We start from the raw sequence: 23,904 nt of genomic DNA, 5'->3' as shown, positions 1-23,904 counted from the left end.
GTTCGTCCGTTCCGCGCTGGCAGAGAGAAAGTTACGCGTCCGCCGAGTTGATCGTCAAATCCGGCGGACGCGTCGCACGTCACACCCGGCCGTCAGGGGCGCAGCTCGACCCCGGCGAAGGAGCGCTTGCCCCGACGCAGCACCAGGTAACGGCCGTGCAGCAGGTCGACCGGGTCGACGGTGGCGTCGACGTCGGTGACCCGGGTGTTGTTCACGTACGCACCGCCCTCGGTGATCACCCGACGGGCCTCCTTGAGCCCGCCGACCAGCCCCGCGTCGCGCAGCAACCCGGCCACGTCGGGCAGCTCACCGGTGAGCTGCACCAGGCCGGCCTCGCTCAGCGCCGCACGCAGCGTCTCCGGGGCGAGGTCGTCCAGCGAGCCCCGACCGAAGAGCGCCTGGCTGGCGGCGACGGCCTGCCGGGTCTCCTCCGCGCCGTGGACCAGGGTGGTGAGTTCCTCGGCGAGGGCACGTTGGGCGCTGCGGGCCGCCGGGCGTTCCGCCGTCTCCTTCTCCAGCGCCTCCAGCTCCTCGCGGGAGCGGAAGCTGAAGTACCGCAGGTAGCGGGTGACGTCCCGGTCGTCGGCGTTGACCCAGAACTGGTAGAAGGCGTACGGGCTGGTCATCTCCGGATCGAGCCAGACCGCGCCGCCCTCGGTCTTGCCGAACTTGGTGCCGTCCGAGCGGGTGACCAGCGGGGTCGTGAAGGCCTGCACCGGGCCGGCACCGCGGCGACGCACGTAGTCGACACCGGCGGTGATGTTGCCCCACTGGTCCGAGCCGCCGTACTGGAGCTGGCAGCCGTGCCGTCGGTGCAGCTCGAAGAAGTCGTTGGCCTGGAGGAGCTGGTAGCTGAACTCGGTGAAGCTGATGCCGGTCTCCAGCCGGGCCCGCACCACCTCACGGGCGAGCATCTTGTTGACCGGGAAGTGCTTGCCGACGTCGCGCAGGAACTCGACCACCGACATCTCGCCGGTCCACTCCAGGTTGTTGACCAGTTGCGCCGCGTTCTCCCCGGTGTACGACACGAAGGGCGCGAGCTGGTCGCGGATGCGCTGCACCCAACCGGCCACCACCTCGGGCGGGTTGAGGGTACGCTCGGCGCTCTCCTTCGGGTCGCCGATCTGGCCGGTGGCGCCGCCCACCAGCAGCAGCGGGCGGTGCCCGGCGAGTTGGAGCCGGCGGGCGGTGGTGACCTGCATCAGGTGGCCGACGTGGAGGCTGGGCGCGGTCGGGTCGAAGCCCACATAGAAGGTGGCCGCCCCGCCGTCGAGCAGCGCACGCAGTTCGTCGGGGCCGGTGGAGTCCTGGATCAGGCCGCGCCACCGCAGGTCGTCGGTCAGGGAGTCCCGCCCGTGCGGGAGGTTGCTGTCGGTCACGGTCACCGATTCTCCCCCATTGCCGACCTGGGGCCGTACCGGGTTTGCCGGCCGGCGGCGCGGCTAGGCTGGCCGGGCCGGTGCGACGAGGAGGAAAGCCGTGGAGATCCCGGAGATGACGGATGGTCTGGTCGGCCTGCTGGGGCTGACGTTCGACGAGGCCAGCGGCGACCGGGTGGTGATCCGCTGGAAGGTGCGGCCGGAGCTGCACCAGCCGGCCGGCATCATGCACGGCGGCGTCTACTGCACGGTGGTGGAGACCGTCGGCAGCGTGGGCGGCACGCTGTGGCTCGGCGACCGGGGCAGCGTGGTCGGGGTGTCCAACCAGACGGACTTCCTGCGGGCGGTACGCGAGGGTGAGCTGGTCGCGGTCGGCACCCCGGTGCACCGGGGACGCAGCCAGCAGCTCTGGCAGGTGGAGATCACCGACGCCGAGGGCCGGTTGGTCTCCCGGGGCCAGGTCCGGTTGCAGAACCTCACCCGGGACTGACGCCGCGACGCCCTGGCCCGGCTGCTCCCCCGCCTGGCCCTCCGCCCGGGCGACCGGCGGGACGTGCGGGCCGGGCGAGAAGGGCGACCAGCGGGACGTCCGGGCCGGGTAGGGCGAGCAGGGCGACCAGCGCACGGAGCGAGCAGGGCGACCAGCGGGCATCGGGCATCGGGCATCGGGCATCGGGGGCAGGTGACCCGGGAAGCCTGACCGGTTTGCCGGATGCGGTGCCTCCTGCGCCGATATCGTCGCCTCGATGACCGCCGCCGATCCCGTCCCCCCGTGAGGGCGCTCCCGGGTGCCACAACCGCGTCCCCGCGTCGGCCGGCCCGCGTGAAGCTCCTCGCCGCCACCCTCGGGGTGCTGTCGGCCATCGGCGGCTTCGTCGACATCGGCGACCTGGTGGCGGCGAGCCAGGCGGGGGCCCGGTTCGGCATGGGCCACGCCTGGGTGCTGGTGCTCGGGGTGGTCGGCATCTGCGCGTACGCGGAAATGGCCGGCCGGATCGCGGCGGTCAGCGGGCGGGCGGTGTTCGACCTGGTCCGCGAACGCCTGGGTCCCCGTATCGCGCTGCTCAACCTGGCGGCGTCCTACCTGGTCACGGTGCTGACCCTGGCCGCCGAGCTGGGCGGGGTGGCGTTGGCCCTGCAGTTGGCCTCCCGGGTGAGTTACCTGCTGTGGGTGCCGGTCGCGGCGTTCGCCGTGTGGCTGGTGCTGTGGCGGATGCGCTTCCAGCTGATGGAGCGGGTGTTCGGGCTGGCCGGGCTGACCCTGCTGGTGTTCGCCCTGGCGCTGTTCTGGTTGCCGACCGACTGGGCGGCGCTCGGCCACGGTGCCCTGCACCCCGGGACGGCCGGCCAGGGCTGGGGTGCGTACTGGTTCGTGGCGGTGGCGTTGTTCGCCTCCACCGTCAGCCCGTACGAGGTGTTCTTCTTCTCCTCCGGCGGGGTGGAGGAGAACTGGAGCGCCGCCGATCTGGCCGATGCCCGGTCGAGCGTCCTGATCGGCTTCCCGGTCGGCGGGCTGCTGGCGTTGTCGCTGGTCGCCGCCGCCACCGTGGTCTTCCACCCGGGCGGGGTGTCGCTGTCGACCCTCGACCAGGTCGCCCGACCGGTGGTGCTGGCGTTCGGCGGGGTGGGGCTGGCGGTCGCCGCGCTGGCGTTCTTCGCGGTGACCTTCGGGGCCGCGCTGGAGACCGGGCTGTCGGCGGCGTACGCGGCGGCGCAGTACTTCGGGTGGCAGTGGGGCAAGCGGGTCAGTCCCCGGGAGGCCGCCCGGTTCCACAGCGTGCTGCTGGTCAGCGTGCTGGCCGCGACGCTGCTGCTGTCCACCACCGTCGACCCGGTGCGGTTGACCGAGTACATGCTGGTGGCCAGCGCGGTGGTGCTGCCGTTGACGTACCTGCCGATCCTGGTCGTCGCCAACGACCGCACCTACCTGGGTGACGACGTGAACGGGCCGTGGCTCAACCTGCTCGGTGCGGTGTTCCTGCTGGTCATCGTGGCGGCGTCGGTGGCCGCGATCCCGTTGGCCGTCGGGACGGGGATGGGACGGTGAGGGTCCAGCTCGCCCGGCAACTGCTCGACCGGCAGATCGTCGACGCCGACGGGCTGCTGCTGGGCAAGGTCGACGACGTCGGGTTCGCATTCGACGCGCAGGGCGTGCCCTACGTGGCGTACCTGCTGACCGGGCAGGGGGCGCTCGGGCAGCGGATCGGCGGGCGGATGGGGCGGTTGCTGGTGGCGCTGGCCGACCGGTTCACCGAGGGGGCGTCGACGCCGCTGCGCATCCCGTTCGATCAGGTCGCCCGGATCGACAGCGCGGTCCGGCTGCGGGCCCGCGCCGACGAGCTGCCCCGCCCGCCGGTGGAGACCTGGCTGCGGCGGCACCTGATCGACCGGATACCGGGCGCCGGCCGTGCGAGCGGGTGAACTGCTCGGCCGCACCGCGTACGACCTGCACGGGCGGCGGTTGGGGCGGGTGGTGGACGTGGTGGTGCGGGGTGGTTTCCCGGACGGCCGGCTCCGGCTCACCGACGTGCTGGTGACCGCCCACTGGTGGAGCCGGATGTGGGGCCGGCTGATCGGGGCGCAGCGGCACCCGTCCGGCCCCTGGCTGATCCGGGTGAGCGCGCGGGCGTTGAGCCGGGACACCCGCCAGTTCCCCGCCGACCAGATCCAGCTGCTGCCCCCGGTGCCGGGCTTCCCGTTCGGGACGCCACCCCGGTCGGGTTGACAGCCCGGCGGGCCGGGGGCAGGCCGGACGGCACGGGACCGTGCTATCCGGCGCAGCGAGCCGGCAGGGCGGACGCGCGCAACGCCGCGGCCAGCCACTCGTACGGGAACCGCTCCGGTGGGTCGTCGTTCACGGTGGCGACCAACTCCATGTACCTGTCGAACGGTCCCTCCGCCGGCATGCGGTCCCACTCCGCGCCGGCCAGCATCCGGTCGGCCGCCTGGATCCGGAACTCGGGCGTGTCCGGCAGCCCGGGGCTGTCCGGCGTCGCGAAGATGCCTGTCAACCACCCGATCCACTGGTCGGCGATCCCCCTGCCCCGGGGCGAGTCCGGCGGTACCCGCTCGCGCGCCGCGTCCAGCACCGGTTGGCCGATCGCCGCGCCCGTCTCCAGCGTGTCCAGCATCGGCGGCGAACTCATCAGCGGCCCGGCCCCGGTGGTGCACGCCTGGTGCAGCTCATGGCGTACGGCCTGCCGGACCTCGGGGTCCCGGACCAGCTCGGCCAGCTCGATCCACGCCTCCAGCTGCGCCGCGGTGGGTTGTTCGGGCAGCTCGGGCCGGGCCGCCCGCCACCAGTCGACCATCCGCTGCGGTGGCTCCCACCCGGTGGAGACCTCGGCCCAGAACTCGTCGATCAGCCGGTCGCGTTCCTCGTCCGGCATGCCGACCAGCTTGTGCATCAGCGTGACCTGCTCGGCGGTGGAGTCCTGGCGCAGGAGGGCCGACAGCACCGCGCGACGGCTGCGCAGCCGTGTCTCCTGCCGGGCCAGCAGGGCGAGGTGGGTGGTCGCCAACTCGCGCAGGGTCGCCTCGCCGGCCAGCACCCGCCGGATCTCGTCCAGGCCGGCGTCGAGTTCCCGCAGCGTCCGGACCAGTTCCAGTCGGGCGATGGCCGACACGTCGTACAGGCGGTGGCCGGCCGGGGTGGTGGCGTCCGGCGTGACGACACCGGCGTCCGCGTAGTACCGGACGGCGCTGACGCTCAGGCCGGTCCGCCGGGCGACATCCCCGATGGCGTACAGCTCGTTCATGTTCACGACCACCACTATGCGATCTCCAGCGGCTTGAGATGCAAGCCCCACGTCGTCGTGGCGTCAGGCGTGGGCTTCGTCGTGGACGGGTTCCTGCTCGTCGGTGGCGGACGTGGTCGGGGCGTGGTGCAGCCGGATCTGGGAGATGGCGCGCTGGTCGACGCCGGTGACGGTCATCTCCCACCCGTCGATGGTGACACTCTCCCCCGCGACGGTGGGGATGTGCCCGAGGCAGGACAGCACCATCCCGGCGACGGTGGTGTAGTCACCGGCCGGCCGGTTGGGCACATCGACGCCGATGTCGGTCAGGTCGTGCACGGGGAAGGTGCCGGGCATCACCAGCGACCCGTCGGCCTCGGTGCGTACCGAGCGGACGTCCCGGTCGGTCTCGTCGTAGATCTCCCCGACGATCTCCTCCAGGATGTCCTCCAGGGTGACGATCCCGTCGACCGCGCCCCGCTCGTCGACCACCAGGGCGATGTGCTGCCGTTCCGCCTTGAACTGGCGCAGCGCGTCCACCACCGGCAGCGAGTCGGGCAGCAGCATCGGCGGTCGGGCGCAGTCGTCGACCGGCCGGTCGTCCGGCACCCCCACCAGGTCCCGCAGGTGGATCACGCCGACCGCGTCGTCCAGGCCGCCGTGGCGCACCACCGGGGCCCGGGAGTGGCCGGTGGCGGCCAGCAGCAGCCGGGCGGCCTCCGCGGTGGTCCCGCTGTCGAGCGTGAAGACCTGCAACCGGGGTACGAGCACCGCGCGCAGCTGCCGGTCGGCGATCTCCACCGCACCGGCGATGATGGTGCGTTGTTCCTTGGTGAAACCGTGGTTGCCGGCGACGATGTCGCGCAGCTCGTCGGGGCCGATCTCGTCGGGCTGCTGCTTGGGGTCCACCCCGGCGAACCGGACCACCAGGTCGCTGGTGGCACCGAGCAGCCACACCGCCGGCCGGGTGAAGCTGGACAGGATGTCCAGCGGGCGGGCCACCAGCAGCGCCCACCGTTCGGCGCGCTGCATCGCGATCCGCTTGGGGGCAAGCTCACCGAAGACCAGGGTGACGAAGGTCAGCACCAGGGTCACCAGCACGATCGCCACCGTCTCGGCGGCGCCGCCGACGAAACCGAGCAGCGGGACGAGCGGCTTGGCCAGGGAGACCGCTGCGGCGGCCGAGGCCAAGAACCCGGCCAGGGTGATACCGATCTGGATGGTGGCGAGGAAGCGGTTCGGGTCCTTGGCGAGCCGGGCGAGCACCCGGCCGGCCCGGCTGGTGCGTTCCAACCGCTGCACCTGGCTGTCCCGCAGCGACACCAGGGCCATCTCGCTGCCCGCGAAGATCGCGTTGAGCACCACCAAGACTCCGACCAGGGCCAACTGGCTCCAGTAGCTCTGCACGCCCGGCACTCTCCCTCAGGCGGGGGGCGTCGGCGACGGGCCGACGCCGCCGGGCGGAGGACCCGCCCGGCGTAGCCCAGTCTGTGCCCAACCGCGCGGTCGGCGAACCCTCCCCACGGCCATCGTCGGTGACCGGATGCGGCCCGCACGGCGGTCCGGCCCCGTCCGGCCGTCGGGGGACCCGACGCGAGCCCGACGGCCGGCCTGGCCCCACCGGCTGCGGGCCCGACGGCCGGCCTGGCTGCGACCGGCCGTCCGCTGACCGCCGCCGGAGGCCGACGGTCAGCGCGCTGCCCGGCGGTCGGGGGTCAGCGCCGACCGGCGGCCGGGGCCAGGTCGAGGACGTACGCGTCGCCGTCGGGGCGGAAGCCGAGCCGGTGGTAGTAGGGGGCGACCATGCCGGGTGGGCTGACCACCCGGCGGAAACCCCGGTCGGTGAACAGGCTGCTGCGGCGGTAGACGAACTCGCCGGGGGTGAAGTCCCGGAAGCGGCGGGTCACGTAGTCCAGGTCGATCTGGGCGGTCCCGTCCGCCTCGGCGTGCGACAGCACCACCCCGACCACCTCGTCGTCGCGTACCACCAGGAAGGCCGACCGGTCGGCGTCGGCCGGGGGTGGGCGGAAGTCGGGGTTGAACCGGGCGATGTCGGCGGCGTGCACCCGCAGCGTGTGGGCCAGGAACTGGTCGCCGACGCCCACCTCGACCACCTGGTAGGCGCGGTCGTCGTGCCGGGTGGCAAGCATCGACCGCAGGTACCACACGTTGATCGCGGTGAGCACCACGTTGAGGCCGACCATCGGCCAGACCTGCACGGCGGCGTTGTAGCCGATCAGGATCAGGCAGCCGACCAGGTTGAGGGCGCGCAGGCGCAGGATGCGGGTCTGCAGCAGGGACCAGACCAGCAGCGCGGAGCCGGCCCAGCCGACGAGTTCGAGCCAGTTCACCCCGCGAGACTAGTGCCCGCCCTGGTCAGCGGGGACGGCGGGCAGCTCCAGCAGCCATTCCTCGACCTCGACGCCCCGGCCGTCGGCGTACCCCGAGTCCTCGCCGACGACCACGAAGCCGCACTTGCGCAGCACCGCCAGGGAGGCCCGGTTGTCCTTCGCGGCGCGGGCCCGCACCGGCCGCTGCGGCACCTCGCGCAGCAGGGCGGACAGCGCGGCGGTGGCGTGGCCGCGCCCCCACCGGCGCGGGTCGATCCAGTAGCTGACCTCGGTGTGCTCGTCCACCGGGAAGGCCGCCACGTGCCCGACCACCGCGCCGTCGACGACCACGGTGCGGTTGACGACCCGGGGGTCGGCGCGGATGCGGGCCCAGTGCGCGTCGAACACCGCCCGATCGGTCGGGTCGGCCGGGCCGAACGCCGCCATCCAGGCCGCCTCCGGGTCCTGCTCGTGGGCGAAGAAGTGCGGGAGGTCGTCGTCGCACACGGGCCGCAGGGACAGCTCGTCGGTCATCGCCGGAGGATACGCACCGGCACCGACAACCTCGGGACCTGTGGCCCGGTCGGCGTACCGTCCGGCCCTGCCGGCCGCCCCCCGACCGTTGCTACCAACGAAGGGACAGGTCCGACCGGCGAGTGGAGTGGAGGGCCGGGGCCATGACCAGGTACGTCTACGACTTCATCGAGGGTGATCGCAGCAGAGCCGACCTGCTCGGCGGTAAGGGTGCCAACCTCGGCGAGATGACCCGGCTCGGGTTGCCGGTGCCGCCGGGCTTCACGGTCAGCACCGACGCCTGCCGGGCGTACCTGAACACCGGGTCGCCGCCGGACGGCCTGTTCGAGGAGATCAACGCCCATCTGCGGGAGGTCGAGGCCCGGCTGGGCCGGCGGCTCGGCGACCGGCACGACCCGCTGCTGCTCGCCGTGCGCTCCGGCGGCCGGTACTCGATGCCGGGGATGATGGAGACGATCCTGGACATCGGGCTCAACGACGCCACCGTGGCGGGCCTGGCCGCCCGTGCCGATGACGCCCGCTTCGCCTGGGACTCCTACCGGCGGTTGATCCAGATGTTCGCCCGCACCGTGCACGGGGTGCCGGCGGACGAGTTCGACCGGGAGCTGGCAGCGCTGCGCGCCACCGCAGGCCCGGACGGACCGACCGCCGAGCAGTTGCGCGACCTCGTCGAGACGTACCAGAAGATCTTCCTGCGGCAGGTGGGGCACCAGTTCCCCCAGGCGCCGCACGAGCAGTTGTACCTGGCCGTACGGTCGGTGTTCGCGTCGTGGAACTCCGAGCGGGCCCGGCTCTACCGGCGGCAGGAACACATCCCCGACGACCTGGGGACCGCGGTCAACGTGATGGCGATGGTCTTCGGCAACCTCGGCCCGGACTCCGGCACCGGGGTGGCCTTCACCCGCGACCCGGCCACCGGCGCGCCCGGCGTGTACGGCGACTACCTGCCCGACGCGCAGGGCGAGGACGTGGTGGCGGGCATCCGCAACACCGTCGCCCTGCCCGAGTTGGAGCGGATCGACCCGGCCAGCTTCCGGCAGTTGACCGGCATCATGGCGACGCTGGAACGGCACTACCGGGACCTGTGCGACGTCGAGTTCACCATCGAACGCGGCAAGCTGTGGATGTTGCAGACCCGGGTCGGCAAGCGGACCGCCGCCGCCGCTTTCGTGATCGCCGCGCAACTGGTCGACGAGGGGCTGATCACCCTGGACGAGGCGCTGTGCCGGGTGACCGGGGCGCAGTTGGGCCGGCTGATGTTCCCCGCGTTCGACCTGGCCGACGCGCCACCGCCGCTCACCGTCGGGGTGGGCGCGTCGCCGGGTGCGGCGGTGGGCCGGGTGGTGTTCGACTCGGCCGCGGCGACCGCCGCCGACGGGCCGGTGATCCTGGTCCGCCGGGAGACCACCCCGGACGACCTGCCCGGCATGATCGCCGCCGCCGGGGTGCTCACCTCCCGGGGCGGGAAGACCTCGCACGCCGCCGTGGTGGCCCGGGGCATGGGCCGGACCTGCGTCTGTGGCGCGGACGCGCTGCGGATCGACCCGGAGCGCGGCGAGCTCACCGTCGGCGACCGGGTGGTCCGGGCCGGCGAGGTGATCTCGATCGACGGGACCTCCGGCCGGGTCTACCCGGGGGCGGTGCCGGTGCAGCCCTCCCCGGTGGCCCGTTACCTCGCCGGTGAGCTGGCCCCGCAGGCCGATCCGCTGGTCGCGGCGGTGCACCGGCTGCTCGGGCACGCCGACGCGGTGCGCCGGCTCGGCGTGCGGGCCAACGCGGACACCGGTCCGGACGCCCGCCGGGCCCGCGCGCTGGGGGCCACCGGCATCGGCCTGTGCCGTACCGAGCACATGTTCCTCGGTGAACGCCGGGAACTGGTGGAACGGCTGATCCTGGCCGACGGTCCGGACGAGGTGACCGCCGCCCTGGAGGCGTTGCTGCCGTTGCAGCGGGCCGACTTCACCGAACTTCTCGCCGCGATGGACGGCCTGCCGGTGACGATCCGGCTGCTCGACCCGCCGTTGCACGAGTTCCTGCCCCCGTTGCACGAGTTGACCGCACGGGTCGCCCGTGCCGAGGCGACCGGGCGGGACCCGGGACGCGACGGGCGGCTGCTGGCGGCGGTCCGCCGGATGCACGAGGCGAACCCGATGCTGGGGCTGCGCGGGGTGCGGCTCGGGCTGGTGATCCCGGGGCTGTTCGCCATGCAGGTGCGGGCGGTGGCCGAGGCGGCGGCGCAGCGGGTGCGCGACGGGGGTGACCCCCGGCCGGAGATCATGGTGCCGCTGGTGGGTGACGTGCGGGAGTTGGCGGCCGTGCGGGCGGAGACCGACCTGGTCCTCGCCGGGGTGCCCGACGCGCCGGCCATGCCGGTCGGCACGATGATCGAGGTGCCCCGGGCCGCGCTGACGGCCGGTGACATCGCCGCGCAGGCCCGCTTCTTCTCCTTCGGCACCAACGACCTGACCCAGCTGACCTGGGCGTTCTCCCGGGACGACGTGGAGGGCTCGTTCTTCGGCACGTACCTGGAGCGGGGGATCTTCGGGGTGTCGCCGTTCGAGAGCATCGACGCCGCCGGGGTGGGTCGGCTGGTCCGGCTGGCCGTGGCGGAGGGGCGGGCCACCCGCCCGGACCTGACCGTCGGGGTCTGTGGTGAGCACGGCGGCGACCCCGACTCGGTGGCGTTCTTCGCCGACGCCGGCCTGGACTACGTCTCCTGCTCGCCGTACCGGGTGCCGATCGCCCGGCTGGCGGCGGGCCGGGCCGCCGTCGAGACCGCCACCGACACGTCCGACAGCCGCTAGGAGGCAGCGTCATGACCGCGATCTTCAATCCGACCGGGCCCGCCCCGCTGGGGCCGCCGGTGCCCCGTACCCCCGAACCGGCGGTGACACCGACGGTGACGGCGGTCGGGCCGGTGGGGCCGGTGCTGGCCCTGCCCGGCTCGCCGGCCGCCGCGCTGGTGCCGGTGACCCGCGACGGGCGGGCCGTCGGCGCGTTCGTGCTCGCCGACGGGCGGGTCCGGTACCGGGCGCTGCCCGACCCGGACCGGGTGCTCGCCGCCGCGGCCGGTGCCGCCGCCGTCGCCCTGCTCACTGCCGGGGTGGCGGTGGTGGCCCGGCGGCGGCCACCGGCGATCGGCACGGTGACCATGGGGCCGGGCGGCTGGGTCAGCCTGCGCGGCGTGCGGGGGCCCGCGCTGCGCGCGGCGACGCCCCGGCCGTGGTGGGCGCGGCTGCTGCGCGCCCAGCGGCTCGTCGTGCGGCGCTGACCGGCCGCCAGGGGTCTTTGGTCCCGGGCGGGGGTGGTCCTGCGCCTCTGCCCGGGGCGGCCCGCTCCGGCGAGGCTGAGGGTACAGGCGAAACACCCCGGCGACCCAGGCCGCCGGACCCGACCACCGCGGAAGGACCGATCATGACCGGCACCGCACCTCTGCACCCGTGGCGTGGCTTCACCGGCGACGCCTGGCGCGACACCATCGACGTGGCCGCCTTCGTCCGGGACAACCACGAGCCGTACACCGGGGACGCGTCGTTCCTCACCGGGCCCACCTGCCGCACCCTGGAGGTCTGGGGGACGCTGCGGGCGATGTTCGTGCAGGAACGCCAACGCGGCGTGTACGACATCGACGCGGCCACCCCGTCCACCATCACCGCGCACGCCCCCGGGTACATCGACCGGGAGCGGGAGCTGATCGTCGGGTTGCAGACCGACGCGCCGCTGCGCCGGGCCATCATGCCCGCCGGCGGGCTGCGGATGGTGGAGACCGCATTGAAGGCGTACGGCTACCCCGCCGACCCGCAGGTGCACCGGATCTTCACCACCTACCGCAAGACGCACAACGACGCGGTGTTCGACGCGTACCCGGCCGACGTGCTCGCCGCGCGCCGCTCGCACGTCATCACCGGGCTGCCCGACGCGTACGGGCGGGGACGGATCATCGGCGACTACCGCCGGGTGGCGCTGTACGGGGTGGACCGGCTGGTCGCCGAGCGCAAGGCGCTCAAGGCGGCGCTGGACGACCGGCCGTCGACCGACGAGGTGATCCGGGACCGGGAGGAGCTGGCCGAGCAGATCCGGGCCCTGGGTGAGCTGGCACAGATGGCGGCGGGCTACGGCTACGACATTTCCGGGCCGGCGACCACCGGCCGGGAGGCGATCCAGTGGCTCTACTTCGCCTACCTGGCCGCCACCAAGGAGCAGAACGGCGCGGCGATGTCGCTGGGGCGTACCGCCGGGTTCGTCGACGTCTACCTGCGGCGGGACCTCGCCGAGGGGCGGCTGACCGAGATCGACGCCCAGGAGCTGGTCGACGACTTCGTGATCAAGCTGCGGATCGTCCGGTTCCTGCGCACCCCCGAGTACGACCAGCTCTTCTCGGGCGACCCGACCTGGGTCACCGAGGCGCTCGGCGGGATGGGTGCCGACGGCCGGCCGCTGGTCACCCGGACCAGCTTCCGCTACCTGCAGACCCTCTACAACCTCGGTCCCGCGCCGGAACCGAACCTGACGGTGCTCTGGTCGCCCCGGCTGCCGGTCGGGTTCAAGCGGTTCTGCGCCCAGGTGTCGCTGGACACCAGCGCCATCCAGTACGAGAACGACGACCTGATCCGGCCCGCGTACGACGACGACACGGCGATCGCCTGCTGCGTGTCGGCGATGCGGGTGGGCCGGGACATGCAGTTCTTCGGTGCCCGCGCCAACCTCGCCAAGGCCCTGCTGTACGCGATCAACGGCGGGCGCGACGAGATCACCGGTGAGCAGGTCGCCCCGGCCAGCGCCCCGGTCGGCGGGGAGACCCTCGACTACGCGGAGGTACTGGCCGCCTACGAGCGCACCCTGGACTGGCTGGCCGAGACGTACGTGGACGCGTTGAACGTGATCCACCACCAGCACGACCGGTACGCCTACGAGCGGCTGGAGATGGCCCTGCACGACCACCCGGTGCGCCGGTTCATGGCCACCGGCATCGCCGGGCTGTCGGTGGCGGTGGACAGCCTCGCCGCGATCCGCTACGGCAAGGTGAAGGTGCTGCGCGACGACACCGGGCTCGCGATCGACTACGTGGTCGAGGGGGAACCGCCGACGTACGGCAACAACGACGAGCGGGCCGACGCGATCGCGGTGTGGCTGACCGAGACGTTCGCGGCGAAGCTGCGCCGGCAGCGCACCTACCGCGACGCGGAGCTGACCATGTCGGTGCTGACCATCACCTCGAACGTGGTCTACGGCAAGCACACCGGCAACACCCCGGACGGCCGGCGGGCCGGTGAGCCGTTCGCCCCGGGCGCGAACCCGATGAACGGCCGGGACACCCACGGGCTGGTGGCCGCCGCGCTGTCGGTGGCGAAGCTGCCGTACGACGCGGCCCGCGACGGCATCTCGCTGACCTCGACGGTGACCCCGGACGGGTTGGGTCACACCCGCGACGAGCGGATCGACAACCTGGCCGGGGTGCTGGACGGCTACACCGACGCCGGTGGGTTCCACCTCAACGTCAACGTGCTGGACCGGGCCACCCTGGTCGACGCGATGGCGCACCCGGAGCGCTACCCGCAGTTGACCGTGCGGGTCTCCGGGTACGCGGTGAACTTCGTCCGGCTCACCCGGGAGCAGCAGGAGGACGTGGTGTCCCGGACCTTCCACGGGTCGCTGTGAACGTCCGGCCGCGCGACGCCGTCGCCACCGCCACCGGGCGGGGCGACGGCGTGCCGACCGGGGCGGTGCACTCGTGGGACGTGTCGGTGGGGGTGGACGGGCCGGGGACCCGGTTCGTGGCCTTCCTCGCCGGTTGTCCGCTGCGCTGCCGGTACTGCCACAGCCCGGACACCTGGTACCGGCGCAGCGGCCGGCACCGCACTGTCGACGAGCTGATGGCGGAGATCGAGCCGTACCGCCGGTTCATCGCGGTGGCCGGGGGCGGGGTGACGATCAGCGGCGGCGAGCCGCTGATGCAACCCCGGTTCACCGGTGAGGTGCTGCGCCGCTGCCACGACCTGGGCCTGCACACCGCGCTGGACACCTCGGGTTTCCTCGGCGTCCGCGCCGACGACGCCCTGCTCGACGCCACCGACCTGGTGCTGCTGGACGTCAAGTCGTGGGACCCGGCGACCTACCGGCGGGTCACCCGCACCGGGTCCGTCACCCCGACGCTGCGCTTCGGCCGGCGGCTCGCCGACCGGGGCACCCCGATCTGGATCAGGTTCGTGCTGGTGCCCGGTCTCACCGACGCCGAGGAGAACGTGGCCGGGGTCGCGGACTTCGCCGCCGGGCTGGACACCGTGCAGCGGGTCGAGGTGCTGCCGTTCCACCGCCTCGGCGCGCACAAGTACGCCGAGCTGGGGCTCACCTTTCCACTCGCCCGGACGGAACCGCCGTCCCCGGAGCTGGTGGCCCGGGTCCGGGCCCAGTTCGCCGCACGCGGCCTGACCGTCACCTGACGCCGGCCACCGGACGGGCAGGGCCGGTCAGACGCCGGCCATCAGACGGGCGGGGCTGCTCAGCCCTGCTCGTCCTCGTCGGCTGACGGCTTGGGCCGACGGTGGTCCCTGATGTACGCCTCCACGTCGGACCGCAGCCACACCGAGCCGCCGATCAGCTTCTGAAACGGCGCGGGGAACTTGGGCAGCAGGATGAGCTGCCGAAACCGGGACCTGCTCACGCCCAGCATCTGCTGGATCTCAGCGGCTCCGACGAGCGGACCCGGAACTTCCTCCTCGCCCATGCCCCCGAAGGTATGCACAGTGGGTCCTACCCCTCAGGGCCTGCCTTACACGGCCCGGCCTACAAGGCACTATTTTGTAGGGCCTGCCCTAGTTGACAGGGGTGCCGCTCACGGTGTGGAATCGGTGACGCGGTGCCCCCGCCCTGGTGGAGCGGGGCTCGGCGGGGCGGGGTGCCGCGACGACCCCGACACCCCCGGGAGGCGGGATGTATGGACACCGCGCGGTGCCGTATCTGATCGAATCGGCGTGGCGCTGCCTGGACCAGCACCGCGACCGGCGGTGCGACAAGTGCACCGGCAGCGGCTTCTGCCCGGTGGTGGAGGCCGCCCGCACCCGGATCAGGGCGTGGCGCAGGTACCGCAGTGTGTTCGGTCGGCGATGAACGCGCCCCTGCCGAGGGCGGGTGACCTGCTCCTGCTGACCCGGGCGGCCAGCGTCCAGTTCCTCCGGCCGGTCCGGTTCCGGGTGATCCGGGTGCTCGACTGGCCCACCTACGACGGGTGGATCTGGCTCGACGGCTACCGGCTCGACGACCGGGACGAGGCGGTGTCCCGCCGGACGGTCTTCGTCCAGCCCGCCGGACTGGTCGTCACTGCGCGCACCGCCCCGACGCCGACGCAACGGTCCGGGCCGACGCCGCCGGGGGTGTCGACGCGGGCACGGGTGTCGCCGCCCGTCCGGGTCAGCTCGCCGCCGAGGTCGGGTAGCCGTACAGGTCGAGCAGCCGCCCCCGGGAGGCCTGGAGCCGGTCCACGACCACGCTCATGAACCGGGTGGTGAGCTGCCGACCCAGGGCGTCGTCGGACTCCATCAGCCGGCGTACCCCCTCCGCGGTGAACTCCACGGTGGTGGTCCGCCGGACGGCGACCGCGCCGAACTGCCAGCGGTAGGGCGGGAACAGCCACGACCAGCCCAGCACCCCACCCGGCCCGATCGACTCGATGCCCACGTCCCCGCGCCCCGGCACCGGGAAGTCCAGCGCCACCTCCCCGCCCCTGACCAGCCAGAACCGCTCCGCCGGCTGGCCGGCGTAGAACAGCCGGTGACCGGGGTGCCAGACCACCGGCCGGGCGTACCCGGTCAACCGGGGCAACCACTGCGGCGGCAGGCCGGCGAGGAAGGGGTGCTCGGTGAGCATCTCCAGAGGGGTCATCGGGGTGCCCTTCGCCGTGATGTCGTCCCTTCCATGGCACTCCCGAAGACGCCGACGCGGCAGGGCCAATGGTCCCGTGACCTGCGGGAAGATCGCCTCTGCCCGACCGGCCGCCGCCGCGCGAGGGTGGAACGGGACGGCGTGCCCGGGACACGCCGCACGAGGCGGGGAGGTCACCGGTGACGACATCCGGTGCGGGAGCGGTGCTGGTGGACGACGACCTCGACCCGGGACGGGCCACCGGCGGCCTGACCACCGCCGAGGCGGCGGCGCGACTGCGTACCGACGGCCCGAACAGCGTCGCCGCGCCGACCCGGCGGCGGCTCCCCGGCCGGGTGCTGCGCCAGCTCACCGACCCGCTCGTCGCCCTGCTGCTCGCCGCCGCGACGGTCACCACCCTGCTCGGCGACTGGCCGGACACGGCGGTGATCGTGCTGGTGGTGGCGGTGAACACGATCATCGGGGTGGTGCAGGAGGTCCGCGCCGACCGGGCCATCGCCGCGCTGGACCAGCTCTCCGCCCCCACCGCCCGGGTGGTACGCGACGGCCGCGACGTGGTGTTGCCGGCCGCCGACCTGGTCCGCGACGACCTGGTCCGGGTGGAGGCCGGTGACGTCGTCCCGGCGGACCTGCGGCTGGTCGAGGCGAGCCGGTTCCAGGTGGACGAGTCGGCGCTGACCGGCGAGTCGGTGCCGGTGGCCCGCGACGACGACGAGGAGGTGCGGGCCGGGACGGTGGTGACCACCGGCCGGGCCACCGGCATGGTGCTGCGCACCGGGGCCGCGTCGGCGCTGGGCCGGATCAGCGCCCTGGTCGCCGGCACCCGACCGGCCCCGACGCCGTTGCAGCGCCGGCTGGCCGGTCTCGGCCGGATCCTCGCCCTGGCCGTGGTGGCCCTGTCCGGCCTGGTCTTCGCCATCGGGGTGGCCGGTGGCCGGCCGGTGGTGGAGATGGCCGTGACGGCGGTGAGCCTGGTGGTGGCGGCCGTCCCGGAGTCGTTGCCTGCGGTGGTGACCCTGGCGCTGGCGCTGGGCGCGCGCCGGATGGCCGGGGCCCGCGCCATCCCCCGCCGGCTGCACGCGGTGGAGACCCTCGGCTCGGTGACGGTCATCGCCTCCGACAAGACCGGCACCCTCACCGAAGGACGGATGGTGGTGCGGACGGCGGTCACCCCCGACGGCGTCCGGTACACCGTCGACGGCGTCGGGTACGCCCCGCACGGGCAGGTCAGTCGCGACGGCACGACGGTGACCGCGCCGCAGGAACTGCGCCGGCTGGCACGCGCCGGGCTGCTCTGCAACGACGCCACCGTGTCGCCACCACAGGACGACCAGCCCGACTGGACCCCGGTCGGCGATCCGCTGGAGGCCGCCCTGACCGCCTTCGCCGGCCGGTGCGGACTGGAGCCCGAGGCCACCCGCCGCGCCTGGCCCCGGATCGCCGAACGCCCCTTCGAGCAGGCCACCCGCCGGATGGTCACCGTGCACCGGGGCTGCGACGGGCGGCAGTTGGTGGTCTGCAAGGGCGCACCGGAGAACGTGCTGACCAGCACCCTGCTCGACGCCACCGCCGAGGAGATCGAGGCGCTGACCGCCGCCGCCCGCCAGTTGGCCGCCGAGGGGCTGCGGGTGCTCGCGGTGGCGTCCGCACCTGTCGACACGGTGCCCGACCTGGCCGCACCGGTCGGCCTGCGCCCGGTGGGGCTGGTCGGCGTCGGCGACCCGCTGCGGGCCGGCGCGGCCGGGATCGCCGCCGGTCTCGACACCGCCGGGGTACGACTGCTGCTGGTCACCGGCGACCACCCGGCCACCGCCGCCGCGATCGGTGGACAGCTCGGCCTGTGGCGGGCCGGTGACCCGGTGGTCCGGGGCGACACCGACGACGCCACCCAGGCGGAACCGCACGCCCGGGTGTTCGCCCGGACCCAGCCGGAGCAGAAGCTGGACATCATCGCCGGGCTCCAGGCCCGGGGGCACGTGGTCGCGATGACCGGGGACGGGGTGAACGACGCCCCGGCGCTGCGCCGCGCCGACATCGGGGTGGCGATGGGCGGCGGCACCGAGGTCGCCCGGCAGGCCGCCGACCTGGTGCTGGTCGACGACGACCTGGCCACCGTCGCCGTGGCGATCGGCGAGGGCCGGCGGATCTACGACAACATCCGCCGGTTCCTGCGCTACGCCCTCTCCGGCGGGGTGGCCGAGATCGTGGTGATGCTGCTGGGCCCGCTGTTCGGCCTGCCCGTACCGCTGCTGCCGGCACAGATCCTCTGGATCAACCTGCTCACCCACGGCCTGCCGGGGGTGGCGCTCGGCGCGGAACCCGCCGAACCGGGCACCCTGCGGCGGGCCCCCCGCTCGCCCCGCGAGTCGGTGCTCGGCGCAGGGCTGGGCCGCGACGTGCTGGTGACCGGGGCGCTGATCTCGACGGTGGTGCTGGCCGCCGGGGTGACCGCCGCCCACGCCGGGCTGCCCTGGCAGTCGGTGGTCTTCGTGGTGCTGGGCCTGGCCCAGCTCGGGGTGGCACTCGCCGTCCGGGCGCCCCGAACAGCCGGGGCGGGTCAGGCCAACCCGGGGCTGCTCGTCGCCGTGGCCGGGTCGGCGCTGCTCCAGGTCGGTGGCGTGCTGCTGCCACCGCTGCGGACGCTGCTCGGCACCGAACCCCTCGGCCCCACCGTCCTGCTGGCCTGCCTGGCGGTCAGCGTCCTGCCCGGCCTGGTGCTGCGGCTGGCCCACCGCCGCCCCGCCACCGCCACCGGCACCCCGATCCCGCCCGACCTTCGGCTGCCGGCCGGGGCCGTCGCCGACGCGGTGACCGACGTCCCGACGGCCGCCGTCACCGACCCCGGCCGGGACGCGGTCACCGACCCCAGCCGGGACGCGGTCACCGATCCGGCGGTCGACGGTACGGGCCGGGAACGTCCGGTGCGGGACCAAGGGCCCACCGGTCGGGCCGGACGCCCCTGACCGGGCGGGCCGCGCACGACCAGGCTGGAGACGGATGAAGGAGGACATGATGACGAACAGATCCGGCGCCCCCGTCGTGGTCGGTGTGGACGGTTCCCGCTCGGCGCTGGACGCGGTCCGGGTCGCCGCCCGGGAGGCCGCCGACCGGCACCGCCCGCTGCGGGTGGTGCACGCGTTCATCTGGCCGCTGTTCGGCATCCCGTTGGGCCCCGGGCCCGCTGGACCGCCCCAGGCGGGGCTGCGGCACGAGGCCGAACGGATCATCGCCGACGCCGTCACCGAAGCTCGCAAGGTCGCCCCCGACCTGGTCGTCACCGGCTGGTTGTCCGACGGCGCACCGACCCCGGTGCTGCTACGCGAGGCCCAGGACGCGGCGCTGCTGGTGCTCGGCACCCGGGGGCTTGGCGGTTTCGCCGGGCTGCTGATCGGCTCGACGGCGGTGCAGGTCTCCGCCCGCGCCGACTGCCCGGTGCTGGTGGTACGCGGTGAGGCCAGGGCGGACGGCCCGGTGCTGGTCGGGGTGGACGGCTCCGCGCTGTCCACCGAGGCGCTCGGGTTCGCCTTCGCCGCAGCGGCCCAGCGCGACACCGGGCTGCTGGCCGTACACGCCTGGCTGACCCCCGCGCCGCTCGGCCCGGGCGACGTGCTGCCGCTGGTCTATGACGTGGAGGCGCTCGCCGCCGAGGAGGAGCGGATGCTCGCCGAGGCGCTGGCCGGCTGGTCGGACCGCTATCCGGACGTCCCGGTGACCCGACGGCTGGTGCCCGGCGCGGCGGCCCGGGTGCTGGTCGAGGAGTCGGCGGCGGCCCAGCTCACCGTCGTCGGCGCGCACGGCCGCAGCGCGCTGGGCGGGATGCTGCTCGGCTCGGTCAGCCACGCGGTGCTGCACCACGCGCACAGCCCACTGGTGATCGTCCGCAACCACGCCGTCTGACCGCCGCAGGCGGCGGCACGCCCGGCCTGGTCAGCTGCCGGCGTTTGACGGGCCGGCACGTCGACAATGGGCGCAACCGACCCTGGGAGAGCTGATGAACCGACCGGTAGTGGTGGGCGTGGACGGCTCGCCGACCAGCCTGGCCGCCGCGGAGCAGGCCGCGCACGCGGCGGTGCTGCGTTCCGCGCCGCTGCACCTGGTGCACGGTTACCTGCACCCGCTCGGCTACGGCGTGCCGCTCAACCCGTACGACCTGGGGGTGCCGGCGCCGTCGGACGAGGCGCAGCAGATGTTGGAGCGGACCGCCGCCGAGCTGGCCGACCGGTGGTCGGGGCTGACGGTGCAGGTGCGTCAGGTCGCCGGTGGGGCGGGCGCGACACTGGTCGAGGAGTCCCGCCGCGCCGACCTGGTGGTGGTGGGCAGCCGGGGGCTGGGTGGTTTCGCCGGGCTGCTGCTCGGCTCGGTCGGCGCTCAGGTCGCCGCGCACGCGCACTGCCCGGTGCTGGTCGTCCGGCCGGAGACGTTGCCGATCGGCGTGGACGGGCCGGTGCTGGTGGGCGTGGACGGGTCGCCGGCCGCCGGGGTCGCCGCCGACCAGGCCGCCGCCGAGGCGGTCCGGCGGGGGGTGCCGCTGGTGCTGGTGCACGTCGGCCCCGCCCCGCAGGACCGGGAGGTGCCCGACGAGGTCGCCGAGTCCGAGGCGGCGTACCAGGCGCACGCGGTCCGGTTGCTCGCCGAAGCGTCCGCTGCGGTCCGCGCCGACCACCCGGACGTGGTGCTGCGGGAGCATCCGGTCCGGGCGGTCGGGGTGGCGCAGGGTCTGATCGAGGCCAGCGGCACGGCGTCGGTGCTGGCCGTCGGCACCCGGGGCCGGGGCGGTTTCACCGGTATGCTGCTGGGCTCGGTCAGCCAGGCGGTGGTACAGCATGCCCACTGCCCGGTGCTGGTGGCCCACCCGTACCGGTGAGGTCGCCCGGCCGGCCGCCGCAGGACCGCCGAGCCGGCGCGGGCCAGCCCGACAGCCGCTGCTGCGGGTCAGCCCTCCCGGCTGCCCAGGAGCTGGGCGAAGTCGGTGGTGAGGGCGAACGGGTCGGCCGGGCCGGTCGCCGGTGGCCGCCGGTCGACCTGGTCGGCCAGCTCCCGGCCGGCACGGTCGATGCGGGCCCGCAACGCCCCCTCGGCGGTGCCGCCGGACCAGTCCTCCGGGGCGGCGAAGACCGACGTCGGCAGCACCACCGCGCGCAGGTAGCCGAACATCGGCCGGACGGCGTGCTCCAGGGCCAGCGAGTGCCGGGCGGTGCCGCCGGTCGCGCCGATCAGCACCGGTCGGTCGACCAGCGCCTGGGCGTCCACCACGTCGAAGAAGGACTTGAACAGCCCGTTGTACGAGGCGTTGAAGATCGGCGTGACGGCCACGATGCCGTCGGCTCCGGTGACCGCGTCGAGGGCGGCCCGCAGCTCCGTCGACGGGAAGCCGGTGAGCAGGTTGTTCACCACGTCGTGGGCGTGGTCGCGCAGCTCCACCACCCGCAGCTCCACCTCGTCGCCGCGCCGGACCAGCTCGTCGCGGGCGGCGGCGGCGAGCTGGTCGGCGAGCAGCCGGGTCGACGACGGCTGGCTCAGACCCGCCGACACCACGGCCAGGGTGCGGCGGGTCATCGGACCCCCTCCGCCCCGGCGGCAGCCAGGTCACCGGCGTCACCCGCACCGGCCGGGTCACCGGCGTCACCCGTCCCGGCCAGCGCGGCGTCGCGGGCGGCGACCAACGAGGCGTGGGTGGGCGCGACCGGCACGTGCGCCGGGCGCAGCGCGTCGAACTCCTTGCGCAGCACGGGTACGACCTCCTCGCCGAGCAGATCGAGCTGCTCCAGCACCGTCTTCAGGGGCAGCCCCGCGTGGTCGAGCAGGAACAGCTGCCGCTGGTAGTCGCCGACGTACTCCCGGAAGCCGAGGGTGCGGTCGATGACCTGCTGCGGGCTGCCCACGGTCAGCGGGGTCTGGCGGGTGAACTCCTCCAGCGACGGCCCGTGCCCGTAGACCGGCGCGTTGTCGAAGTACGGCCGGAACTCGCGCACGGCGTCCTGCGAGTTACGTCGCATGAACACCTGGCCGCCGAGCCCGACGATGGCCTGCTCGGGCGAGCCGTGGCCGTAGTGGGCGAAGCGCTGCCGGTAGAGGCCGACCATCCGCTGGGTGTGCTCCTTGGGCCAGAAGATGTGGTTGGCGAAGAAACCGTCACCGTAGTAGGCGGCCTGCTCGGCGATCTCGGGGCTGCGGATCGAGCCGTGCCAGACGAACGGCGGGACGTCGTCGAGCGGGCGCGGGGTCGAGGTGAACGACTGCAACGGGGTGCGGAACTTGCCCTGCCAGTCGACGACGTCCTCCCGCCACAGCCGGTGCAGCAGCTCGTAGTTCTCGACGGCGAGCCGGATGCCGTTGCGGATGTCCTGCCCGAACCACGGGTAGACCGGCCCGGTGTTGCCGCGCCCCATCATCAGGTCCACCCGGCCGTCGGCCAGGTGCTGGAGCATGGCGTAGTCCTCGGCGATCTTCACCGGGTCGTTGGTGGTGATCAGCGTGGTCGCGGTGGACAGCAGCAGCCGCTCGGTGCGGGCGGCGATGTGCCCCAGCATGGTGGTGGGCGAGGAAGGGACGAACGGGCGGTTGTGGTGCTCGCCGGTGGCGAAGACGTCGAGACCGACCTCTTCGGCCTTGAGGGCGATGGTCACCATCGCCTTGATCCGCTCGTGCTCGGTCGGCTCCCGTCCGGTGGTCGGGTCGACCGTGACGTCGCCGACGGTGAAGACTCCGAACTGCATGACCAGCTCCTCGCGTCTGAGATACCGGGCCGTTCGTGGTACCCGGACGTCGCGCACAACCTATTTGACGCGTCAACTATTCCGGCGTCGGCCACTCCCGGGGTGGCACCGGTCACCCCGCCGACGACGGTCCCGCCGGCTCCTCCCCCTGCCTCGGGGTACCCGGATCGCCCTGGTCCGACGCGTCCGACGACGGGTCGCCGGGGGCACTGGCGGCCGACGGCGCCCGATCGGCCGGTCGGACGTCCGACGGCGAACCGTCGGGCGGGCCGGCGGTCGTGGACTGGCCGGCGGTCCAGGGCTGGCCGGCAGTCGAGGGCTGGCCGGCGGTCGAGGGCTGGCCGGCATGCGGGTGAGCGGGATGTGGCGCGGGGTGGGGCGGGCCGGCGGGTGGGGCGTACCCGGTCGAGCCGGTCGGGGGCCACGACGGCGGCGGCCCTGGTGGCGGCGGGCGGCGGCGGCCGAGCTGCACCGCCACCACGACGACGACCGCCAGCACCATCATCAGCACCAGCGGGACGGCCACGCAGGCCAGCCTGCCGACCAGCACTCCGGCGTCGTTTGCGTCCATCCGAACCACCTCCGGTCACGATTGCGCGCGAATGCTAGCGAACTTCGCCGGAGACGGACGCCCCGTCGGTCCCCGGCCCACCGTCGGCGGTCGGCCCACCGTCGGCGGTCGGCATGGTGGTCCGGGTCAGCCGCGCCGGCGGGGCACGTGCCGGCGGTAGGCGCTGACCGTCGGGTCGCCGGTGATCCAGAAACGCCACGGCACGTCGTGGGCGGCGGCCACCCCGACCCGGGGACCAGCGGTGACCTCGGCGCGGGCGACCGGGCAGGTCGGCGGGCTCAGCAGCAGGGGACCGCTCCCGTCGAGCACGCAGGTGCCGTTGGCAGACGCGGTGACGTCGAGCGCGACGGCCAGCCGGGCCGGCCCCCGGGCCAGGTCCCGGTCGGCGACGTCCCCCCGGCGGGTGCGGGCCGCGGGTAGCCCGTCGACCACCTCCCCGGCCCGCAGTAGTACGGCCGCCGCCTCACCGTCGCGACCGCAGACGATGTTGAGACACCAGTGCATGCCGAACACGAAGTACGTGTAGGCGTGCCCGGCCGGCCCGAACATCACCCTGGTCCGGGGGGTGGGTCCCCGGTGGGCGTGCGACGCCGGGTCCTCGCCGGTGCCGGCGTACGCCTCGACCTCGGTCAGCCTGATCCGGACGCCACCGGCGGCGAGTTCCCAGCCGAGCAGCGTGCGCGCCGTCTCGGCCACCTCGGCGGCGGGGGCGTGCAGCCACGGGTAGTTCACCGCTCCAGGTAACGGCACCTGCGGAAG

23 protein-coding genes and 1 pseudogene are annotated in these 23,904 nt (G+C 74.0%); 13 read left to right on the top strand and 11 right to left on the bottom strand.

The genetic code is table 11. The annotated features are described in order from the left end of the window. Positions 1-92: 92 nt before the first annotated feature. Entirely contained in the window at positions 93-1,379 is a 1,287-nt protein-coding gene (gene tyrS, locus ACQP2H_RS11285) for a tyrosine--tRNA ligase (RefSeq protein ID WP_208570224.1), read from the bottom strand. A 115-nt stretch (positions 1,380-1,494) separates the two neighbouring features. On the opposite strand from tyrS, the gene ACQP2H_RS11280 reads away from it, so the two are divergent. The 4 genes from ACQP2H_RS11280 (at position 1,495) to ACQP2H_RS11265 (ending at position 4,104) form a co-directional block, all read left to right on the top strand. Beyond that, positions 1,495-1,869, top strand: a complete 375-nt coding sequence (locus ACQP2H_RS11280) for a PaaI family thioesterase (RefSeq protein ID WP_208570223.1) — start codon at positions 1,495-1,497, stop codon at positions 1,867-1,869. A gap of 333 nt (positions 1,870-2,202) precedes the next feature. After that, the gene (locus tag ACQP2H_RS11275; protein WP_357535777.1) at positions 2,203-3,426 is read left to right on the top strand and encodes an NRAMP family divalent metal transporter; all 1,224 of its coding nucleotides are present in this window, start codon (positions 2,203-2,205) and stop codon (positions 3,424-3,426) included. Next, on the top strand, positions 3,423-3,800 hold the full coding sequence (locus tag ACQP2H_RS11270) for a hypothetical protein (protein WP_219469835.1): 378 nt from the start codon (positions 3,423-3,425) through the stop codon (positions 3,798-3,800). The genes ACQP2H_RS11275 and ACQP2H_RS11270 overlap by 4 nt, the downstream gene beginning before the upstream one ends. Then, positions 3,787-4,104: a PRC-barrel domain containing protein gene (locus tag ACQP2H_RS11265; RefSeq protein WP_219469832.1), complete on the top strand. Its 318-nt coding sequence runs from the start codon at positions 3,787-3,789 to the stop codon at positions 4,102-4,104. The genes ACQP2H_RS11270 and ACQP2H_RS11265 overlap by 14 nt, the downstream gene beginning before the upstream one ends. A 43-nt stretch (positions 4,105-4,147) precedes the next feature. Here the strand turns inward: ACQP2H_RS11265 and ACQP2H_RS11260 are convergent, their stop codons facing one another. From ACQP2H_RS11260 to ACQP2H_RS11245, 4 genes are all read right to left on the bottom strand, one after another. Next, a complete protein-coding gene (locus tag ACQP2H_RS11260) occupies positions 4,148-5,143 on the bottom strand; it encodes a MerR family transcriptional regulator (RefSeq protein WP_219469830.1) in 996 nt (331 codons plus the stop codon). 57 nt (positions 5,144-5,200) lie between these two features. Next, a complete protein-coding gene (locus ACQP2H_RS11255; RefSeq protein WP_308291088.1) occupies positions 5,201-6,523 on the bottom strand; it encodes a hemolysin family protein in 1,323 nt (440 codons plus the stop codon). 308 nt (positions 6,524-6,831) lie between these two features. After that, the gene (locus tag ACQP2H_RS11250) at positions 6,832-7,467 is read right to left on the bottom strand and encodes a YgjV family protein (protein WP_219469827.1); all 636 of its coding nucleotides are present in this window, start codon (positions 7,465-7,467) and stop codon (positions 6,832-6,834) included. A gap of 9 nt (positions 7,468-7,476) precedes the next feature. After that, positions 7,477-7,980: a GNAT family N-acetyltransferase gene (locus tag ACQP2H_RS11245; RefSeq protein ID WP_219469823.1), complete on the bottom strand. Its 504-nt coding sequence runs from the start codon at positions 7,978-7,980 to the stop codon at positions 7,477-7,479. A 143-nt stretch (positions 7,981-8,123) separates the two neighbouring features. Between ACQP2H_RS11245 and ppdK the strand changes: the two genes are divergently transcribed. The 4 genes from ppdK (at position 8,124) to pflA (ending at position 14,420) form a co-directional block, all read left to right on the top strand. Then, positions 8,124-10,784, top strand: a complete 2,661-nt coding sequence (gene ppdK, locus ACQP2H_RS11240) for a pyruvate, phosphate dikinase (protein ID WP_357535783.1) — start codon at positions 8,124-8,126, stop codon at positions 10,782-10,784. A gap of 11 nt (positions 10,785-10,795) precedes the next feature. Next, complete coding sequence (locus ACQP2H_RS11235; protein WP_357535785.1) at positions 10,796-11,251, top strand: hypothetical protein; 456 nt, start codon at positions 10,796-10,798, stop codon at positions 11,249-11,251. A 143-nt stretch (positions 11,252-11,394) separates the two neighbouring features. Next, positions 11,395-13,638, top strand: coding sequence for a formate C-acetyltransferase (gene pflB, locus ACQP2H_RS11230; RefSeq protein WP_219469822.1), 2,244 nt, complete (start codon positions 11,395-11,397; stop codon positions 13,636-13,638). Further along, entirely contained in the window at positions 13,635-14,420 is a 786-nt protein-coding gene (gene pflA / locus ACQP2H_RS11225; RefSeq protein ID WP_433232562.1) for a pyruvate formate-lyase-activating protein, read from the top strand. The genes pflB and pflA overlap by 4 nt, the downstream gene beginning before the upstream one ends. Positions 14,421-14,479: 59 nt before the next feature. Here pflA and ACQP2H_RS11220 read toward each other — a convergent pair whose 3' ends face one another. After that, complete coding sequence (locus tag ACQP2H_RS11220; protein WP_219469819.1) at positions 14,480-14,704, bottom strand: helix-turn-helix transcriptional regulator; 225 nt, start codon at positions 14,702-14,704, stop codon at positions 14,480-14,482. A 206-nt stretch (positions 14,705-14,910) separates the two neighbouring features. Here ACQP2H_RS11220 and ACQP2H_RS11215 point away from each other — a divergent pair, with 206 nt between their 5' ends. Together ACQP2H_RS11215 and ACQP2H_RS11210 are read left to right on the top strand one after the other, a co-directional pair. Next, entirely contained in the window at positions 14,911-15,087 is a 177-nt protein-coding gene (locus ACQP2H_RS11215) for a hypothetical protein (protein WP_219469817.1), read from the top strand. Then, a pseudogene (locus tag ACQP2H_RS11210) lies at positions 15,084-15,389 on the top strand (hypothetical protein); the annotation flags it as partial. The gene ACQP2H_RS11215 and the pseudogene ACQP2H_RS11210, both read left to right, overlap by 4 nt. On the opposite strand, the gene ACQP2H_RS11205 reads toward ACQP2H_RS11210, so the two are convergent. Continuing rightward, positions 15,388-15,858 (bottom strand): cyclic nucleotide-binding domain-containing protein, encoded by a 471-nt coding sequence (locus ACQP2H_RS11205; RefSeq protein WP_219469814.1) that lies wholly within the window; start codon positions 15,856-15,858, stop codon positions 15,388-15,390. The pseudogene ACQP2H_RS11210 and the gene ACQP2H_RS11205 overlap by 2 nt on opposite strands. A gap of 179 nt (positions 15,859-16,037) precedes the next feature. Between ACQP2H_RS11205 and ACQP2H_RS11200 the strand changes: the two genes are divergently transcribed. The 3 genes from ACQP2H_RS11200 (at position 16,038) to ACQP2H_RS11190 (ending at position 20,722) form a co-directional block, all read left to right on the top strand. Then, positions 16,038-18,821, top strand: coding sequence for a cation-translocating P-type ATPase (locus ACQP2H_RS11200; protein ID WP_219469812.1), 2,784 nt, complete (start codon positions 16,038-16,040; stop codon positions 18,819-18,821). A gap of 49 nt (positions 18,822-18,870) precedes the next feature. Next, positions 18,871-19,755 carry a universal stress protein gene (locus ACQP2H_RS11195; protein ID WP_219469808.1) on the top strand — a complete coding sequence of 295 codons (885 nt, stop codon included), beginning with the start codon at positions 18,871-18,873 and terminating at the stop codon, positions 19,753-19,755. Positions 19,756-19,849: 94 nt separating this feature from the next. Next, the gene (locus ACQP2H_RS11190; RefSeq protein ID WP_433232556.1) at positions 19,850-20,722 is read left to right on the top strand and encodes a universal stress protein; all 873 of its coding nucleotides are present in this window, start codon (positions 19,850-19,852) and stop codon (positions 20,720-20,722) included. A 68-nt stretch (positions 20,723-20,790) separates the two neighbouring features. On the opposite strand, the gene ACQP2H_RS11185 is transcribed toward ACQP2H_RS11190, so the two are convergent. The 4 genes from ACQP2H_RS11185 to ACQP2H_RS11170 form a co-directional block, all read right to left on the bottom strand. After that, positions 20,791-21,414 (bottom strand): FMN reductase, encoded by a 624-nt coding sequence (locus tag ACQP2H_RS11185; RefSeq protein WP_208570198.1) that lies wholly within the window; start codon positions 21,412-21,414, stop codon positions 20,791-20,793. Continuing rightward, the gene (locus ACQP2H_RS11180; RefSeq protein ID WP_255597960.1) at positions 21,411-22,574 is read right to left on the bottom strand and encodes an LLM class flavin-dependent oxidoreductase; all 1,164 of its coding nucleotides are present in this window, start codon (positions 22,572-22,574) and stop codon (positions 21,411-21,413) included. The genes ACQP2H_RS11185 and ACQP2H_RS11180 overlap by 4 nt, the downstream gene beginning before the upstream one ends. Positions 22,575-22,686: 112 nt before the next feature. Next, positions 22,687-23,145 (bottom strand): hypothetical protein, encoded by a 459-nt coding sequence (locus ACQP2H_RS11175; RefSeq protein ID WP_433232552.1) that lies wholly within the window; start codon positions 23,143-23,145, stop codon positions 22,687-22,689. A gap of 126 nt (positions 23,146-23,271) precedes the next feature. Beyond that, positions 23,272-23,877: a DNA-3-methyladenine glycosylase gene (locus ACQP2H_RS11170; RefSeq protein ID WP_308291086.1), complete on the bottom strand. Its 606-nt coding sequence runs from the start codon at positions 23,875-23,877 to the stop codon at positions 23,272-23,274. Positions 23,878-23,904: the final 27 nt, after the last annotated feature.

The sequence above is a fragment of the Micromonospora sp. CA-248260 genome (genome assembly GCF_050942205.1).
Lineage (GTDB): Bacteria > Actinomycetota > Actinomycetes > Mycobacteriales > Micromonosporaceae > Micromonospora > Micromonospora antibiotica.
The sequence above is the reverse complement of the archived record's forward strand: the minus strand, read 5'-3'. Positions and strand labels throughout refer to the sequence as shown.